This window comes from Lysinibacillus sp. FW301-JW8 (genome assembly GCF_058788755.1).
Genome location: NZ_JBYTBB010000066.1, coordinates 1 through 18,683, shown reverse-complemented (window position 1 = coordinate 18,683; position 18,683 = coordinate 1). Strand labels below are relative to the sequence as shown.

Below are 18,683 nucleotides of genomic sequence, written 5' to 3'. Positions count from 1 at the left end.
AGCCGCTCAGGCAGGAAGGTCATCTATCCCTAGATATACAAAAAACAACAGCTGATATGAGCGTATCAGCTGTTGTTTCGTAAGTGTAAGAGATTTAATTAAGGGTTCATCAAAAATGATGAGGGGTGTCATTAATGGTACGTGTGGGGCACGTAAATGACAATATTACAGAATAGGCAAATGCTTATAGGTGGTTACATTTTTCACAAGTGTTGCTGTAGCATTCACTTTGCTCTTCAATTTTTTCACCGCATTCTGTGCATTGCTTTGCAGGTAAGTTCTTGAAAAATTCAACTACGTTTTCTAACATTGTGGACTCCTCCTTTAAGTTCATCTGTACTATTACTGTTTTGATATTTCTTAGTGTATTATAACAGATGCTTTTCGTCAACACAAAATGCCTAATTTGCGTTAAAATAAATATGGATATTTTGTGAAGGAGGAAAAGCAAACGATGATTTTTGTTGATAATAAAGGAATTCATGACCCACGCATTAACCTTGCCATCGAGGAGTACTTATTAAAAACGATGGATGTTGAAAAGGAACCTGTACTTCTTTTTTACATAAACCAGCCTTCCATCATCATTGGAAAAAATCAAAATACTATTGAAGAGATTAATACAGATTATGTGGAGGACAATGACATTATTGTTGTGCGACGGCTATCTGGCGGTGGTGCAGTGTATCATGATTTAGGAAATCTTAATTTTAGCTTTATTACCAAAGATGATGGCGAAAGCTTTATGAATTATAAAAAATTTACACAGCCTGTTGTTGAAGCACTAGCTAAAATGGGTGTTAATGCAGAGCTTTCAGGGCGTAATGACATTTTGGCAGAGGGACGTAAGGTTTCTGGAAACGCACAATTCTCTACTAAGGGGCGAATGTTTAGTCATGGCACGCTGATGTTTGATACAGAAATTGACGCTGTTGTGTCTGCTCTAAAAGTGAAGAAGGATAAAATAGAATCCAAGGGAATTAAATCAATTCGCTCACGAGTGGCTAATATCTCAGAATTTTTGAAGGACAAGATGACTGTTGAAGAGTTCCGATTAGAAATTTTGAAATCCATTTTTGATGGTGAAGAAAATATTCGTTACTATGATCTAACAGAGGAAGATTGGGCAAATATCCATAGACTATCTGCTGAACGTTATCAAACTTGGGAGTGGAACTATGGTAAATCCCCACGCTTTAATATTCAAAAAACACATCGCTTCCCTACAGGAGGCATTGATATTCGCTTAGAAGTAAATCATGGCATTATTGAAGAAGCTCATATTTTTGGTGATTTTTTCGGTGTAGGAGACATGGCGGATGTTGCGCAACGATTAGTTAGGACAAACTATAATCGTTCAGCGATTGCTGAAGCGTTAGCGGATATTGATATTCCAACATACTTTGGCGGAATTACAACTGAAGAGTTTTTACAATTAATTTATTGAGTAAAGTTTATTGAAAAAGACGAATGCCTAAGACGTCACACTTCGAGCAAATGATCTTTTACGATAAAGGTTCGCTGACAATTATGTCGTCGAACCTTTTTTTGGTACAATATAGAGTAGAAAGGAGTGTTGGTATGCAGAAGCATCGGATATTTATTGTCGAAGATGATGTGAAGATTGCATCATTGCTTGCGGAAACACTTAGAAAATATCAATACGAAGTTGAAACAATTAAAGAATTTGATCATCTCATTGAAGAGTTTATAGCATTTAACCCACATATGGTATTGCTTGATATAAATTTACCTGCGTACGATGGTTACTATTGGTGTCGTCAATTACGTCAGCATACAACTTGTCCGATTATATTTATTTCTGCCCGTTCAGGGGAAATGGACCAAATATTCGCATTGGAAAATGGTGGAGATGATTTTATTACAAAGCCATTTAACTATGAGATTGTGCTGGCAAAAATTCGTAGTCATTTGCGCCGTACATATGGTGAATATGCAGCAAGACAAGAGGAACGGACGATTAAGCAGGGACAGCTAATTCTTCATTTAGAGAGAATGGAGCTTCATAAAAATGATTTAGAGATACCCCTTCAGAAAAAGGAATGTATTATTTTAGAGCTGCTAATGGGCAATGCCCCGAAAGTAGTTACCCGTGAGCAATTGCTAGAAGAGCTCTGGGATGATCAGGCTTTTGTGGATGAAAATACTTTGAACGTTAATATGACAAGAGTACGTAAAAAACTTGCGGATTATCATATTTCATCAACGATTGAGACAGTACGTGGTGCAGGATATCGCTTTATGTTAAGCGCAGGTGAGCTATAGTGGGATGGAAATTATTTTTGCGTGATTACGCATCGTTCATTGTGTTCCAGCTGCTATTAGTTGGATTCATTATGGTCTTATATGGGCTCGACGGTTTTCGAAACGTTGATACTGCGATATATTCCTTCTGTATTAGTTTAGTATTGCTAGCCTCTTTTTTACTTGTCCGCTATTTAATGCGTCAGCGTTATTTATTGAAAATCTCTCAGCTTCCAAAAACGATGGAGGATGTACTCCAAAAAAACGCCAAAACACCGGAAGCAATACAGACTGAAAAATATATGCATGAGCTATATCGGCTTTACCAGCATGAGCTTCATTCATTGTATGCAAGTCAAAAACGACACGATCAATTTATGAATCAATGGGTGCATCAAATGAAAACACCCATATCTGTAATTGAGCTTTTATTGCAGGATGATCGCCCGCTAGATAAAAGAAATGTGCAGGAGGAGATTGATCGTTTACGAAGAGGCTTAGACATGGTGCTTGTGAATGCTCGATTGGAGAATTTCGAGGAGGACATGCAAGTAGAGCAAGTGGCATTAAAAACAATTGTTACTGCAACTGTAAATGAAAATAAACGTTTATTTATTACGAAAAGAGTTTTTCCCGAAATTCATATCGAGGATGACATAATTGTAGCGAGTGACTCTAAATGGCTTCGATTTATTATTGGGCAATTTGTAACCAATGCTGTTAAATATACTTTTGAAGCCAATAAAAAAATAGTTATTTCTGGTGTGAAAAGGGATGACTATGTTCAGTTAGCTATTTGCGATGAAGGTATTGGTATTCCTGCATCAGATCTTTCGCGTGTCACAAAAGCCTTTTTCACAGGAGAAAATGGTCGTAAAACAGGAGAGTCTACAGGAATGGGCTTATATTTAGCTAAAGAGATTTGTGAAAAGCTTGGGCACGAATTAAATATTACATCAGAGGTGGGAAAAGGAACAATCGTTACAGTGACATTTACGAATTAGGGGGAGCAAGGATGAAAGAAGTACGTATTAATGAATGGATTTTGAATATCGAGAGCGAAAAAATGGAAGCATTTATCGAATCAAATCATGATGCTTGTGAATGTCTATCCTGCAAAAATTTTCGTAAGGCAAGTCTTTTGCTTGATGCAGAAGTCATGCATTTTTCGAATTGTCTTGGGCTAGACTTACATAAACCAACTTTACTAAATGCTTTTCCTGTGGATGGTGAACAGGTGATGTATAGTGGACATTATACGGTTTGTGGAGAAGTCATTGAAGGGGAAATGGACGCTTGGGATATTGTTGTTGGCAATCATTGCTTCAGTCTCGTTGAGGACGAGGACCAGACGTCAGTCTCAGAGCCTCATTTTCAAATTGGTTTTGAGGTAGTCTTGCAATGGCTATTACCGGAATCTCTGGAACTACTTAAGAAATAAGGTGATGAAGATATGCCTATTTTACAAATAAAAGATGTGACAAAGGTTTATGAAGGCAAAGTAACACATCGTGCGTTGAATCAACTAAGCTTTGATGTTGAAGAGGGCGAATTTTTAGCAGTCATGGGTCCATCAGGAAGCGGAAAAACTACATTATTGAATATTATTTCTACGATTGATGAACCAACTAGTGGTGAAATTATTTTAGACGGTTTAAATCCACATAAGCTAAATGCAACAGAGCTTGCCTACTTCAGAAGGAGACAGTTAGGTTTCGTTTTTCAGGATTTTAATCTGCTACACATGCTGACTGTTGAAGAAAATATTGTGTTGCCGCTAACGTTGGACCAACAACCATTAGAAGTCATGGAGGAACGTTTGGCAGGCATTGTTGAAAAGCTGGATTTAACTTCTTTTTTGGAAAAACGACCAAATGAAATATCTGGCGGGCAAGCACAAAGAACAGCTATTGGACGAGCACTTATTCATAATCCAAGTCTGATTTTGGCGGATGAGCCAACTGGTAATTTAGATTCGAATTCTTCGCGCGATGTACTTGAACTTTTAACAAAAATCAATAAGGAAAAACAAACAACGATAGTCATGGTCACACATGATCCGATTGCAGCGAGCTACTGTGATCGTGTGTTATTTATTAAGGATGGGGAATTTTTCAATGAAATTTATAAGGATGATCGCCGTCAAATGTTTTTCCAACGCATATTGAATGTTTTAAGCTTACTAGGAGGAGGACAAGTAGGTGACCTTTCGACAATTCGCTTACCGTAATGTCGTACGGAACAGCCGTATTTACGGAGCCTTTTTCATGGCAAGCTTTTTTTCTGTGGCTGTGTTTTTTATCTATTCCATGCTAATGTTTCATCCAGATATTGAACGAGGAATTTTAGGTGAGGTATCGTTAATTGGGATGATTGGTGCTGAAATCGTACTTGTCCTCTTTACACTTTTCTTTTTGTATTATTCGATGAGTGCTTTTTTAGAGGCCAGATCACATGAATTTGCGATTTTATTGCATCTTGGAATGGAAAGACGCCAGATGAATAGATTAGTTTTTTTAGAAACAATGATCATAGGATCAGGTTCCATTATTGTTGGTATTATATTTGGCTTCTCTTTTTCAAAATTTTTTTTCATGATTGTGCGAGAAATTTTACATTTAGATCAATTGCCATTATATGTTTCTTGGCAGCCGTTTTTGCTAACAATAGGTGTCTTTACTAGCGCTTTTGTGGTCATCTCGTTTATCAGTGTGTACTTTACTCGTGAAAGAAAGTTACGTGATCTTATTAAAGGGAATGACTATTTAAATAAAGGTTCCACTTATTCGAAAATCCGAGCAATATATGGTATTGCCCTCGTTTTATCCACATATATACTAGCGTTTATTGTAGCGAATACATCATTAATTGGATTGACCTTATTAATTCCGTTTTCAGCGACCTTTGGAACCTATTATTTTTTCAGTGATTCGCTGCCTTGCTTTTTAGATGTAGCCCGAGGCAAACGAAAATTCCATTGGCAGCGCTATCGCCTTCTTTCATTAGCTGAGCAAACCCATATTATGATGGATAATGTGAAAATGTTTTTTGTTGTAACAATGGTGTCAACCTTGGCATTTTTATCGGTTGGGGTTTTAGCGACAATGTCTTCTTATACGACTCAGTATGATCGTTTAAATCCACTAGGGCTTGTGTATAAGGGCGATGTAGACAATCCATTTGAACGAAGTCATATTAACTCTTTACGAATTCAGTTAGAGGAAAAGGGTTTATCATATCACTTATCTCGCTTCGTGGTAATAAAGCAAACTTCTTCTTTTACCCATAATGAAGTGGAAGTTTTTAGAGAATCAGATATGAACGTACTACTATCATCCTTTAGCTATCCACTGCTTGATTTGGCATCAGGAGAAGCTGTGTTCATACCCTATTCAGAGGATTCCTTACAAAAATTAAAAAATAAAGTTGTACAAACTATTTTGGAGGAAAATTCTATCCCGATTACTATAGATAGTGTTTATCCTAAAATCATATTCCCTGGCTCCATTGTCAGTGTCAATTCAATTATTATAAGTGATGAGGACTTTGCCAGACTAATTAAGCCGATTGTTAACAAAGATGTTGAGCAGCCTGTTTATCATTTATTCACTTTTTATATTCCTCAATGGATGGAAACAAAGGATATTGGCAGTGATATTGATGAGATAGCTGTATCTCAATATTTCAAAAAGAAGGGTAAATTTAGCCCATTTTATTTTGAAAACGCAGGATTAAATTATTCTTATATATTAGCTACCTACTCATTATTTACATTAGTAGGAGTTCTGGTGGCAACAGTATTTTTATTAGCGGCAGGCAGTTTTATTTACTTTAAATTGCATACCTCTCTTGAACGAGAGAAGCGTAAATTTGATGTTTTAAAAAGGATGGGCTTAACAGATACAGAGCTTAAAAAGCTAGTGAATCGGCATCTTTTCCCGCAATTTTTCTTACCGTGGGGTGTTGCGATGATGCATAGCGCCTTTGCCTTTCTAATGGTTCAAAGCATTTTAAAGGATATCGCTAATATTTCCATTGTTAAGGAAGTTTTCTTTGCATTTGGTTTCTTTGTTTTGATACAAGTAATCTATTTTTATTTAATTCGTTGGCGCTACATCTCCCATATCCGTTCGTAAGGAAAGTGTATAAAAGAGAAAAAAATGAATTATTTGACGGTTTTTTTGACATGAAATAAAAAGTTTCATTGTCTTTTAGTTATATTTCTTATATAATATTACTGAATAACGATTCATTTTATCTTCATTCAATAGAAGACTCCCACCTCTGAGGTGGTGATATGGATGCGGGTGTAATTCCTTTTCAAAGGGATATCCAAACAACTACTGAATGAAGATAAAGCCTCTGGCGGATGTTACGGATTATTAAAGGAATAAATTACAAGCACAATTCAAAATCCGGACGCATTGTTTATCTGTAGCGAAAGCAAAGCGGCAGCTACAATTACGCCAAGGCGAAATTGATACGATAAGGGGATGGTGTAATTGAATTTAGTTTCGAGTGTTCGTCAACAAGCAGTACAACAGCCAGATAAAATTGCGTATCATTTTATGGGGAAAGATACGACATATGGCGAGTTTGAGTTTACAGTTGGACGTTTTGCAAAGGGGTTACAAGAATTAGGCGTAGAAAAAGGGGACCATGTAGCATTTTTATTAGGCAACACACCGCACTATTTAATTGCCTTGTATGCAACGATGCGCTTAGGTGCAACAGCAATACCAATCAACCCGATTTATACACCTGATGAAATATCTTATATTTTGCATAATGGCGATGTAAAGGCAGTTATTGCACTTGATGCTCTTCTACCTCTAGTGGAAAAGGGTGTACAAGCTTTTCCACAAGTAACATCATTTATTATTTGTGAAACAGCAGCCGATACCGCAGAAAAAATAGCTGCCTTGTCACAAGAGGCGAAAACAAAAACGCATTTATTTACACAAGTGATTGCTAACGTATCAGACTCTTTACAGCCTGTAGAAGTTGCCGATGATGATAATGCCATTATTCTCTATACTTCTGGAACAACAGGTTCTCCAAAGGGAGCCATGTTGACGCATGAAAATATTTATTCAAATGCACGAGATGTAGCACATTATTTAGGCTACAAAGCTGATGATCGTATTATTGCAACTTTGCCAGTTTTCCATGTATTTGCGTTAACGGTTGTTGTGAATGCACCTTTATTGAGTGGAGCAACGGTATTACTTACACCACGCTTTAGTCCAACTGAGATTTTCGCCTTAGCAAGTGAGCAAAAAGCAACTGTATTTGCTGGTGTACCTACAATGTATAACTTTTTATATCAATTACCTGAGGGCAATCCAGAAGATTTCTCGACAATCCGCTTAGCAATCTCAGGAGGCGCTTCTTTACCTGTGGCACTATTACATAATTTCGAGAAGAAATTTAATGTACGTGTTTCGGAGGGCTATGGCTTATCAGAGGCTTCACCAGTAACTTGCTTTAATCCATTAGATCGTGATCGTAAAGCAGGTTCAATTGGGACATCCATCTGCAACGTTGAAAATAAAGTTGTAGACGTAAATGGGCAAGAGGTGCCTGTTGGTGAAGTTGGAGAGTTAATTGTTAGAGGACCTAACGTTATGAAGGGGTATTATAAACTGCCTGAAGAAACAGAGATGGCTATACGTGATGGCTGGTTATATACGGGTGACTTAGCGAAGGTTGATGAAGAGGGGTACTTCTATATCGTTGATCGTAAAAAAGATATGATTATTGTAGGAGGATACAATGTCTATCCAAGAGAGGTTGAGGAAGTACTCTTTGCTCATAACAATATCGTTGAAGCGGCAGTTATAGGCTATCCCGATCCTAATTTAGGGGAGGCTGTTCATGCATTTGTGGTCTTAAAGGAAGTAGCAGCAACCTCCACAGAGGATCTACTTGCATATTGCACAAAACATATGGTGAAGTATAAGGTTCCTAAAATCATTGAAATTATGGATGAACTACCGAAAAATACAACAGGAAAGATTTTACGTCGGTCTTTAAAAGAAAAAGTATAAATTGAAGTAGCTACTATTGAAAAATGGTAGCGCTTTTTTTATTGTACAATACTAATTTGTAAAAAAAATTGCTCCTTCAGGAAATAAGTTGAGTATAGCTATAAGGAAGTGATAAAATCAAACTTGTGACAACTGCTACATACTTTATCAAGGCTTGTCATATAGTGAGAAAGTAGTCTATAGCAAGCTGTATACAATAATGGAACCCTTTGGTGTATAGTTGCGTCAAAGCATTTAGAAAATTAAATTGAAAGAGAGCATTCGGAAAAATGATAGAACTCATCAAGGAGTTAATTAGCTTTATTGTGCATATCGATGTGCATTTAGAAGAAATCATTAGCGATTTTGGTAATTGGAGTTATCTTATTTTATTTGCCATTGTTTTTGTTGAAACAGGTGTTGTCATTTTCCCGTTCTTACCAGGTGATTCATTGCTATTTGCAAGTGGTACATTAGCTGCAGCAATGGGTGCATTTGATATGTGGGTACTAATTCCCGTATTTTTAGTAGCTGCGATATTAGGAGATACGATGAATTATCATATTGGTCATAAAGTTGGAACATCCATTCCGCCAAAGAGCTTCCTGGGAAGGGTCATAAAAAAAGAGCGTATGGAAGCCGCAGAAAAATTCTTTAATACACATGGTGGAAAAACTATTGTCATCGCACGCTTTATGCCCTTCATTCGGACATTCATACCATTTGTTGCAGGTGCAAGTAAAATGAAATATAGCTACTTCATTATGTATAATGTTGTAGGCGCTATTTTATGGGTATTCAGTTGTACATTATTAGGATATTTCTTTGGTAATATTCCAATTATTAAAGATAACTTCTCAACAGTGCTTATTTTAATTATCCTTATATCTGTCATACCAGCCGTAATCGGTGCTATTAAAGCAAAGAATGGAAAATAACATGGACAGTCCAAAAGTGATAAAAAATCACATGGGCTGTCCTTATTTCAACTTCTTTCAGCAAATGTCTTTTGTACCGAAAGCGTAGCGGCAAATGTTTTTTGCGCGAAAGCACAGCGACAGCGGCAGGTACAGAAGACTCCCACCTCTATAGGTGATTAGGTGAGTGCGAATTTTAGCAACTTTTCAGCGAGTGTCCAAACACCCGCTGAAATAGAGGAACTCAGGCTAAGATCTTCACATCCTGTGAAAACTCCTGAGTGACCAACATCGTGCTGCTGACGCTACGTTAGCACTACGCTTTCGCGCAAAAAACATCTGTTGGCCCAAAGCCTCCGGCGGATGTCACGGAATAAATAAAGGATGTTAGCCTAAAATCATCGCATCCCTGCGATAACGGCTAACTGACCTGCTTCATGCAGGCCTAAGCACAAAGCCGATTCCAGACGCAATTATGCCGAGGCATAATTGATTTTATCTTAAAAATTGTATAACCCCCTGAGAATCCTCAATATCTGTTCCACGAGGTGTTTCAATAACAATAAAATTGGAAGAAAGATAGAAGATGGTAGATGAAGAATCATCATCTAAATCTACCTTTCGATTAAAATCTAAAATACCTAATGCTGCTTTAATACGATGATAATTGACTTCATGCCTCGATAAAGCTTCAATCCAAAGCTGGTTTTGTGACATATAAACATTTGGTAATGGGATTTTATCTGAAATATCAATGCCATCGATAATAGCTGGGAATTGATAATAGGTAATAAGTACTTTTCCTGCTGGAATATTGTTATTATTAAGATGACGAATGTTAAGATTGGAGTCAGAATTTATTGCCACTGGCAAATTATCACCTAGAAAATCTATTTCCCATGTTTTCTTCTTATAGTTATCTGTTAAAAAAGAAGAGTTATATTGTTGATCATATTTTTGGATAGATTCAATATTCTTTTCAATTTTCTTTAATTCTGATTTCGATAATACCTGTATGGATGAATCTGCAAAAAAGCTAAGATATAGCAGTGCAAATAATCCAACTCCGATATATACTGTAATCCCAATAGATAGACGTTTAAGTGTCCAGAAATTTTTTGTTTTGTTATTTACCTTTCTTAATACAAACAAGACCATGATAACTAATAATATTGGAATCAATAATGAGAGTAAGAGTACTGTAAAGTTTGTCATTTGCGAGATACCTCCGATTTATCAGCAATCCAAATACAGAGAGTAAAGCACAGTATAGTTACAATTACATAAAATCCGCTAAGTGCGAGATTTGGTAATTGTATGAATGGTTGAAGATTCACGAACTTAGGAAAAATAATAGGTGAAATAATGACAATTGCTAATAACACAATTGCCGATATTTTTATGATACTTGGGCCTTGGAAGCAGTAGCCAAATAGTAAACCGATTGCGCCAAACAAACAAATGCTGCAGAGGCATACAATAAAAATCGATGGTGAAATAATGAGTTTATCAATAATGAGTGACTCCTTTTCCATCAACGACAGACCTAATATTTGTATATAGTAACTAGCTAACATAATCAAGACAGCAATAAAACTATAAAGAATAAGGACAAGTATATTTGCGATTGCACTTGAAGTTCGACTTGAAATAATAGATAAATCATCCATGCGATACGCTTTTGTAGTAAAGATAAAAGCTGTTATAAATGCCCAAAATGCTGAAATTATAAGAAACATATCAAGCGAATAAATGGAGAACTGAACATTTAAATTTCCACGTCCATGGCCACTTGAAGCACTCCCAGAGCTGAACAGCAATGCGCCAAAAATAACTTGTAAAATTATAAGGGAGCTAAGGGCTGAGCTATATAATTTGGCTTTCCATTTCACTTGCTTTTTGACAATCGTTTTAAGAGACATATTAGTCAAAGATTGCATCGATATCACTTCCTTTATTATTGGTTAAATACCTACAAATCTCACTTGCAGTAAGGGCTGATTTTGTAATACCTTTTGTTCGAAGCACTTCCTCTGTTATGAAAAGCCTGCTTGCATCAACAATTGCTGTAGACACTCCAGCTACAATCTGATGGGCATAAACGTCTATATCAGAAAGCAAGGATTCAATCATTTCACTTGGCCCGTTTAAGGCAATTAATTGTTCCTTCAATTCATCTACAGAGACATGTGTAACGACAGTTCCCTCATCTATAAGTAGAATTTCCTCCAAAATGGACTCCATTTCCTGTAAATGATGACTAGCAATTAAAATTGTCCGAGGGAAGGCTATGTATTCCTTTAGAATGGCTCTATAAAAATCTGTTCGAATTGCTTCGTCCATTCCATTCATTGGCTCATCTAATATAGTTAAAGCACAGCGGCTTACTAATCCGTAGACAAGATTAAAGGTAGCCATTTGTCCTTTAGATAATTGTTGATGTTTAGCAGAAAGATCAATGTTTGCATATTGTAGCAGGCGATAAGCTAACTCACTTTGCCAATTTGGATAAAAATCAGCGCCCATTTTTAAGATTTCTTCTAATGATAAGTAATCTGAAAAGCTTAATCGGTCATCAATTAAAATTGTGTTGGCAGCAGTTTGAATATTGTTAAAGGGATTCTCATTAAACACATGACAGGAACCATTGGTCGGTTTTAGGAAGCCTGCTATAATTGTCAGTAATGTTGATTTACCAGCTCCATTACGCCCAATAACACCGATTATTTTTTCGCCATTTATTGTACAAGTAACATCATGGAGTGCATGAAGACGCCCAAATTTTTTAGATAGCTTTTCACATTGAATAACATTCATTTCAATTCCTCCTGTGTTTTTTGAATAAGTACCAGCAATTCCTCATCAGAAACTAGTAAGCGTTGTGCCTCTAAAACAATCTCTTGAGCCATCTTTGTTAATATTTCACTACGACGTTTCAATAAAATTCGATCCTTTGCATCTGCTGCAACAAACATTCCCAGCCCCCGTTTCTTATAAAGAAGTTGTTCTTCAAGTAAAATGGTCAGTCCTTTACCAGCCGTAGCAGGATTAATATTAAATAACTCTGCTAGCTGATACTGTGAATAAACCTTTTCATCAGCTTGTAACCGTTTGGCAATAATTTCATGCTGCAGCCATTCGGCAATTTGAATATAAATGGGTATTGTACTATCTAAATGAATATGCATGAAAACCCTCCCTTCATTTTGGGCATCATAGTACATTAGTGTTGTAATGTACTATAGTTTAAATTAAATTAAATGTCAAATAATACTAAGCGTATTTTAATGTGTATGGATGCGAATTTTTTTATAAGTAGTTATAAGGTTTTGTTTAACTGAAGAACATTTTTAAATGTATGATGAATGATGAGCAAATGGTCATGAAAAAATGTTATAATATTCATTATTAAATAATGGAGAAATGGGGGCGACAATATGGAAGTATTTATTGGCAGACAGCCAATTTTTAATCTTCATGAACAAGTTGTTGCATATGAATTGTTATATCGAAGCAAAAATGTGGATACTTTTCCGATGGTTGATTCAGATGCAGCAACAGTCGATGTATTAGTAAACTCATTTCTTTCAATTGGAATAGAAGAAGTTACAAACGGTAAGCCTTGCTTTGTCAATTTCACAGAAAATCTACTAATGAGCTCAATTAATGAATACTTAAATCCATCTCAAGTGGTCATAGAGATTTTAGAGGATGTTCCTTTGACACCACAGCTGGTTGAGCGGGTTATAGAGCTTAAATCATATGGGTATAAAATTGCTTTAGATGATTTTATATTGGATGAGCATGTACAAGTTTATGACGAGTTATTTGTTCATATTGACTTTATAAAGGTAGATTTTCTATTGTCGCCTTTGCTTGAACGTATGGAAATTGAAAATAAAGTAAAGGAAAAATTCCCTCATATAAAATTGCTTGCAGAAAAGGTTGAGACACGTAATCAATTTGAAATAGCAAAGCATTCAGGCTATGAGTTATTTCAAGGTTATTTTTTTGAACAACCTCAAATTATAAAGGCAACAGATATACCAGTGAATACTATCCAATATTTTTATATTATTTCGTTGTTAAAAGAAGAGGAACCTAATGTACAGTTATTGTCTGAAAATATTGAACGTGATATTTCGTTAACCTTTAAATTATTGCAAATGGTTAACAATTCTTCTAGACGCTCAAATTCGAAGGTACGCTCTATAAAACAGGCAATTTTAATACTTGGAATAGCCGATTTACGCAAATGGATTTACTTATTAGCAATGCGGGAAATAGATAGGGATTCGGATTCAGATCTTTTTAAAGAAGTGGTGAGAACGTCATTATTTAGGGCGAAAGCATGTGAGAAATTAGCGAAGCTCTCCTATAAACAAAATTTTTCAGAGTATTTTTTTGTGGGCATGTTTTCATTGATTGATACTTTACTGCAAAGACCATTACATACTATTTTACAGCAACTACCATTTTCTGAGGATATAAAAGCAACCATTTTAGGGTATCAAACAGAGATGACGCCATATCTAGAATTTAGTATTGCACTAGGGAAACTGGACTGGGATAGCTTAGAAGAAATAGCTCCCCAAATCAATATAGATTTGACAAGAATAGATTTTTTATACCATGAGGCAATCGAATGGGCAGAAAAATCAATATAAGCATTGCAGAAATAAGTACCCTTTAAATGCTCTTTCAGGTACTTATTTTTTGTTTTTATCGAATAATTTGTTATATACAAATTGATGAAAGTAAATAATATGTAGGATTATTCTCTTCATCATGATGAAGTTCTCAACGTGAAAACTATTTGCTATAATCATCTCGTCTTAAAAAAATTCTGATAGTTGAAGTGGGCGTGGGGAAATGAAACATGATGTTCGGGAAAGCATTGTGGAGTATGTGTATGTGATTGTTGGGGCGGCAGTGATTGCTATTGGTTTTAATGTTTTTTTATTACCAAATCAAGTCGCTTCAGGCGGAGTAAGTGGAATAAGTACAATTTTACATGGTTTATTCGGCTGGAATCCGGGGATTGTTCAATATGGCTTTAATATTCCATTATTTATTGCTGGTGTATTATTCCTTGGCAAAAAATTTGGGGTAAAATCGTTTGTTGGCACAGTGACTTTACCGTTCATTGTATTAATAACAAATAATTGGGAACCTTGGACTGATAATCCTTTACTTGGTGCGCTTTTTGGAGGAATTGTTGTTGGTTTAGGAATAGGACTTGTTTTTAAAGGGAATGCTTCTACTGGTGGCACTGATTTGCTAGCGCAAATTATTACAAAGTTTACCGGATTATCTCTTGGTACAAGTGTACTATTGATTGATGGGGTCATCGCCATTAGTGCAGCAATTGTTTTCGACTTAGAGAAAGGTTTGTATGCTCTGATTGGATTATTTGTGACAACAAAAACGATTGATATTATTCAGCTAGGCTTTAGCCAATCCAAAATGGTTTATATTATTACGATGAAACAAGATGAGGTACGTGATGCCATTTATGCTGAAATTGATCGTGGTGTGACACAATTACCTGCAATTGGTGGCTATACAAGGGAAGCACGACCAGTATTGATGGTTGTCGTTTACCAAACAGAATTCACAAAGCTGAAACAACTCATTAAAACCGTTGATCCATCAGCGTTTGTTATTGTTTCTGATGCTTATGAGGTATTAGGAGAAGGTTTCAAACGTGCATAATTTTGGTATAATATCGTGGAAGTATATTTATTTTGAGGAGGGGTACTAATGAAAAAAGCAATGTTAACATTAGTGTTCGGTTCAGCAATCTTTTTAGCTGCTTGTGGCGGTGGTAAGACGACTAATGAAGGTACAAAAACGAATGCAACACCAGATGGTGAAGCAATTGCTATGAAATCATGTATCACATGTCATGGCGGCGAATTGCAAGGTCAGGGTAATGCACCAGCGATTAAAGATATAGGCGCTCGTTTATCCGAAACAGAAATTTTAGATGTTATTGAAAATGGTAAAGGTTCTATGCCTCCAGGTATTGTTAAAGGTGAAGATGCAAAAGCTGTTGCTAAATGGTTAGCAACTCAAAAATAAGATTGTCTAAACTAGCGGGCTGGAGAACCGCTAGTTTTTTATGTTTTGCTTCCTTTAGCGAACGAGAGTAAATACATTTCTTTTATACATAGTCATGCTAAAATAAAGTGATACTGCAATCAGAGAGACTGATTGTAAGTGAAAAATGGACAAATACGGTTAGTTGTAGAGACCGTTAACGGAACAAACAATATTCAATTCCATTGAAATGGAGGCTTCTAACATTGGTCGTAGTATTAACAAGAGACGTGATGGAGAAATTTAAGTTAGATTTATTAGCTGGTGAGGAAGGAATTGGAAGAACGATTGTCACTAGTGATATTTCAAGACCAGGGCTAGAGATGGCAGGTTACTTTACCCATTATCCTGCAAATCGAGTACAATTGCTTGGGAAAACAGAATTGTCCTTTTTTGAAATGTTACCAGTAGATGTTAAGCTTGAGCGTATGCGTTTACTGTGTTCACAAGATACTCCAGCTATTATTATTTCGCGTGATTTAGAGGTGCCCGAGGAGCTATTACAGGCTTCTAATGAAAAGCATGTACCTGTTTTTAAAACACATATGACAACAACGAAATTTTCTAGTAGACTGACCAACTATTTAGAGGGGCGCTTGGCACCAATGACAGCTGCACATGGCGTATTAGTAGATGTTTATGGTATTGGTGTGTTAATCATCGGCAAAAGTGGCGTAGGAAAAAGCGAAACTGCACTTGAGCTTGTCAAGAAAGGTCATCGATTAGTAGCTGACGATTGTGTGGAAATTCGCCAGGAATCAGAGAATTTTTTAATTGGTAGCCCGCCTCCACTTTTAGAACATTTACTTGAAATACGAGGTATTGGCATTATCGATATTATGACGCTTTTTGGAGCAAGTGCGGTAAGACCTTACAAGCGTATTACCTTAATTATAGAGCTGGAGATTTGGGATCCTGAAAAGGTTTATGATCGTTTGGGTCTAGAGGAAGAGAAAATGAAAATTATCGATACAGAATTAACTAAATTAACAATTCCTGTAAGACCTGGGCGTAATGTATCTGTTATTATTGAAGTTGCAGCAATGAATTATCGCTTGAAAAAAATGGGTGTTAATGCAGCAGAGGAGTTTTCAAGACGTTTGGATGAGGTGATCTCTTCAGCTGATGAATTAGATGATTAATTGTTCATAATTAGGATAAAATGACCTATAGAATGGATAGAAATTGAGAGGAGCATTTGATGGATTTATTACTATTGCAAATTAACCCGATTGCTTTTCATTTGGGACCAATTCCCGTTCGTTGGTACGGGTTGTTAATTGTATCGGGTATTATTTTGGCTTATATTGTAGGTCAAAGAGAGGCTGTTAAGCGAGGCTTACCAGAAGATTTTCTTGCAGATTTATTACTATGGGCAGTTCCTATATCAATAATATGCGCACGTATTTACTATGTTTCAATGCGTTGGGATTATTATAGTGAAAATCCGGGGAAGATTATTGAAATTTGGAATGGTGGTATTGCTATTCATGGTGCATTAATTGGGGCATTTATAACAGCATACATATTCACACGTAAAAAAAATGTTAGTTTTTTACGTGTAGCGGATATAGCAGCACCAAGTATTTTGATCGGACAAATCATTGGTCGATGGGGAAATTTTATGAACCAAGAGGCTTATGGTGGTCCAGTATCTAAAGAGTTTTTAGAAAATCTGATGTTACCAGATTGGATTATTAACCAAATGTATATTGAAGAATTAGGAACATATGTCCATCCTACTTTTTTATATGAATCTGTATGGAATTTCATCGGATTACTTATTTTACTGTTTTTACGTAAAGTGAATTTAAATCGAGGAGAAATTTTCTTCAGTTATTTAATTTGGTATTCAATTGGCCGCTTCTATATAGAAGGTTTGCGTACGGATAGCTTGTATTTAGTTGGTGACTTACGTTCAGCACAGGTTGTCTCTATCATCGGTGTAGTAGTGGGCCTTGGTGCGATTATTTACCGACGCATAAAAGTAAAGCCTGCTGTAAAGTATTTGGAAAATAAATAAGGGGTGTAAGACAATGGTTAAGGCATTACTATTTGATTTTGATGGTACGTTACTTAATACAAATGATTTAATCATTCAAACATTTATGCATGTTTTAAATGAGCGATTTCCTGGGCAATATTCGCCAAAAGATTGCCTGAAGTTCATTGGACCTTCTTTAAAACAGACATTTCGCGACATTGCTCCAGGTGAGGAGGAGGCAATGATGGCAAAATATCGCGAATGGAATGAATTACATCATGATGAACTAGTCACTCAGTATCCTGATGTTGTTTCGACTTTAGAGCAATTAAAGAATATGGGCATCAAATTAGCGATTGTTTCTACAAAACGAAATGAAATGATAGATCGTGGTCTTTCTATACTTGGTGCTAGTCATTTATTTGATGTCCGTATTGGTACGAACGATGTGAGAAATGTAAAACCTGATCCAGAGCCAGTATTGCTTGCACTTAAACGACTTGGTGTAAACAAGGAAGAAGCTATTATGATTGGTGACAATTCTCATGATATTGAGGCTGGGCACAATGCTGGTATTAGAGCTGCTGGTGTTGCATGGGCTTTAAAAGGTGAGGACTATTTACTGCAATTCAAGCCAGAATATATGTTGCACCATATGACGGATTTATTTGAAATTGTGAAAGCGGGGTAAGTAAATGGCACGTAAAACAGAACGCTATCGTGTCGAAGGAGCAAACTCCCTGTGGAATATATATGATACGGTGTCCTTTTGGAAGGTGATGAAGTGTTTCATTGTCATTCAAATTGGACGCTTCACACCATCTTTACGTGTGAAAAACTGGCTATATCGAACATTTTTAAAAATGAAAATTGGCGAACAAGCCTCATTAGCCTTAATGGTCATGCCTGATACCATGTTTCCGGAACGCATTCACATTGGCAATAATACAGTAATTGGCTTTAATACGACGATTTTAGCGCATGAATATTTAATAGAGGAATATCGTCTAGGAGATGTGAAGATTGGTAATGGGGTAATGGTTGGTGCCAATTCAACAATACTACCTGGTGTAACGATAGGTGACGGTGCGATTGTCTCAGCTGCTACACTTGTACATAAAGATGTGCCAGCCGGCTGTTTAGCTGGTGGTAATCCGATGCAAATTATTTATACTGCTGAGCAAATGGCGGAGCGTAAACGCAACGAAGTTGTAGATTGGTGTACGACAAAAAAATAATGATCTATAAGGTTGAACAATGAAAAAACTGTTCCAAAAACAAAGGTATCTTTGTTTTTGGAACAGTTTTACATGTTGTTGAAATACTATTATGTCAATGAAATCAAGGTGACAAATTAAATAGTATAGCCCTTTTTCAAAACGAGGG

At 36.3% G+C, this 18,683-nt stretch carries 20 protein-coding genes; 15 read left to right on the top strand and 5 right to left on the bottom strand.

Annotated features, from left to right (window positions below; all coding sequences use genetic code 11):
* Nucleotides 1–184: 184 nt before the first annotated feature.
* The gene (gene yhfH / locus AC3WOM_RS21410) at nt 185–310 is read right to left on the bottom strand and encodes a protein YhfH (RefSeq protein WP_012292204.1); all 126 of its coding nucleotides are present in this window, start codon (nt 308–310) and stop codon (nt 185–187) included.
* Between the two features lie 144 nt (nt 311–454).
* On the opposite strand from yhfH, the gene lplA reads away from it, so the two are divergent.
* From lplA to AC3WOM_RS21370, 8 genes are all read left to right on the top strand, one after another.
* Nucleotides 455–1,447 carry a lipoate--protein ligase gene (gene lplA, locus AC3WOM_RS21405; protein WP_492448258.1) on the top strand — a complete coding sequence of 331 codons (993 nt, stop codon included), beginning with the start codon at nt 455–457 and terminating at the stop codon, nt 1,445–1,447.
* A gap of 134 nt (nt 1,448–1,581) precedes the next feature.
* Complete coding sequence (locus AC3WOM_RS21400) at nt 1,582–2,286, top strand: winged helix-turn-helix domain-containing protein (RefSeq protein WP_492448257.1); 705 nt, start codon at nt 1,582–1,584, stop codon at nt 2,284–2,286.
* Nucleotides 2,286–3,269 carry a sensor histidine kinase gene (locus tag AC3WOM_RS21395; RefSeq protein ID WP_427541074.1) on the top strand — a complete coding sequence of 328 codons (984 nt, stop codon included), beginning with the start codon at nt 2,286–2,288 and terminating at the stop codon, nt 3,267–3,269. Before AC3WOM_RS21400 ends, AC3WOM_RS21395 begins: the two co-directional genes overlap by 1 nt.
* An 11-nt stretch (nt 3,270–3,280) precedes the next feature.
* On the top strand, nt 3,281–3,706 hold the full coding sequence (locus AC3WOM_RS21390; protein ID WP_427541077.1) for a hypothetical protein: 426 nt from the start codon (nt 3,281–3,283) through the stop codon (nt 3,704–3,706).
* Between the two features lie 12 nt (nt 3,707–3,718).
* On the top strand, nt 3,719–4,495 hold the full coding sequence (locus AC3WOM_RS21385; RefSeq protein WP_427541080.1) for an ABC transporter ATP-binding protein: 777 nt from the start codon (nt 3,719–3,721) through the stop codon (nt 4,493–4,495).
* Nucleotides 4,467–6,401, top strand: coding sequence for an FtsX-like permease family protein (locus AC3WOM_RS21380; protein WP_492448256.1), 1,935 nt, complete (start codon nt 4,467–4,469; stop codon nt 6,399–6,401). The genes AC3WOM_RS21385 and AC3WOM_RS21380 overlap by 29 nt, the downstream gene beginning before the upstream one ends.
* A gap of 366 nt (nt 6,402–6,767) precedes the next feature.
* The gene (locus AC3WOM_RS21375) at nt 6,768–8,315 is read left to right on the top strand and encodes a fatty acid--CoA ligase family protein (RefSeq protein WP_492448255.1); all 1,548 of its coding nucleotides are present in this window, start codon (nt 6,768–6,770) and stop codon (nt 8,313–8,315) included.
* 272 nt (nt 8,316–8,587) lie between these two features.
* On the top strand, nt 8,588–9,232 hold the full coding sequence (locus AC3WOM_RS21370) for a VTT domain-containing protein (protein ID WP_492448268.1): 645 nt from the start codon (nt 8,588–8,590) through the stop codon (nt 9,230–9,232).
* A gap of 474 nt (nt 9,233–9,706) precedes the next feature.
* Here AC3WOM_RS21370 and AC3WOM_RS21365 read toward each other — a convergent pair whose 3' ends face one another.
* Genes AC3WOM_RS21365 through AC3WOM_RS21350 form a run of 4 tightly spaced genes read right to left on the bottom strand, consistent with a single transcriptional unit; the run spans nt 9,707 to nt 12,399 of the window.
* Nucleotides 9,707–10,426 (bottom strand): hypothetical protein, encoded by a 720-nt coding sequence (locus AC3WOM_RS21365; RefSeq protein WP_492448254.1) that lies wholly within the window; start codon nt 10,424–10,426, stop codon nt 9,707–9,709.
* Entirely contained in the window at nt 10,423–11,151 is a 729-nt protein-coding gene (locus AC3WOM_RS21360) for a hypothetical protein (RefSeq protein ID WP_492448253.1), read from the bottom strand. The genes AC3WOM_RS21365 and AC3WOM_RS21360 overlap by 4 nt, the downstream gene beginning before the upstream one ends.
* Nucleotides 11,135–12,028, bottom strand: coding sequence for an ATP-binding cassette domain-containing protein (locus tag AC3WOM_RS21355; RefSeq protein WP_492448252.1), 894 nt, complete (start codon nt 12,026–12,028; stop codon nt 11,135–11,137). The genes AC3WOM_RS21360 and AC3WOM_RS21355 overlap by 17 nt, the downstream gene beginning before the upstream one ends.
* A complete protein-coding gene (locus AC3WOM_RS21350; protein WP_492448251.1) occupies nt 12,025–12,399 on the bottom strand; it encodes a GntR family transcriptional regulator in 375 nt (124 codons plus the stop codon). Before AC3WOM_RS21350 ends, AC3WOM_RS21355 begins: the two co-directional genes overlap by 4 nt.
* A 249-nt stretch (nt 12,400–12,648) precedes the next feature.
* Here AC3WOM_RS21350 and AC3WOM_RS21345 point away from each other — a divergent pair, with 249 nt between their 5' ends.
* From AC3WOM_RS21345 to AC3WOM_RS21315, 7 genes are all read left to right on the top strand, one after another.
* Entirely contained in the window at nt 12,649–13,878 is a 1,230-nt protein-coding gene (locus AC3WOM_RS21345) for an EAL and HDOD domain-containing protein (RefSeq protein ID WP_492448250.1), read from the top strand.
* 205 nt (nt 13,879–14,083) lie between these two features.
* Nucleotides 14,084–14,926, top strand: a complete 843-nt coding sequence (locus AC3WOM_RS21340) for a YitT family protein (protein WP_492448249.1) — start codon at nt 14,084–14,086, stop codon at nt 14,924–14,926.
* A gap of 48 nt (nt 14,927–14,974) precedes the next feature.
* Complete coding sequence (gene cccB / locus AC3WOM_RS21335) at nt 14,975–15,295, top strand: cytochrome c551 (protein ID WP_492448248.1); 321 nt, start codon at nt 14,975–14,977, stop codon at nt 15,293–15,295.
* Between the two features lie 224 nt (nt 15,296–15,519).
* A complete protein-coding gene (gene hprK, locus AC3WOM_RS21330; protein WP_427541110.1) occupies nt 15,520–16,455 on the top strand; it encodes an HPr(Ser) kinase/phosphatase in 936 nt (311 codons plus the stop codon).
* 59 nt (nt 16,456–16,514) lie between these two features.
* Complete coding sequence (gene lgt, locus AC3WOM_RS21325; RefSeq protein ID WP_492448247.1) at nt 16,515–17,336, top strand: prolipoprotein diacylglyceryl transferase; 822 nt, start codon at nt 16,515–16,517, stop codon at nt 17,334–17,336.
* Between the two features lie 13 nt (nt 17,337–17,349).
* Entirely contained in the window at nt 17,350–17,988 is a 639-nt protein-coding gene (gene ppaX / locus AC3WOM_RS21320; protein ID WP_492448246.1) for a pyrophosphatase PpaX, read from the top strand.
* 4 nt (nt 17,989–17,992) lie between these two features.
* Nucleotides 17,993–18,535 carry an acyltransferase gene (locus AC3WOM_RS21315; protein WP_492448245.1) on the top strand — a complete coding sequence of 181 codons (543 nt, stop codon included), beginning with the start codon at nt 17,993–17,995 and terminating at the stop codon, nt 18,533–18,535.
* The last annotated feature ends 148 nt before the right edge of the window (nt 18,536–18,683 follow it).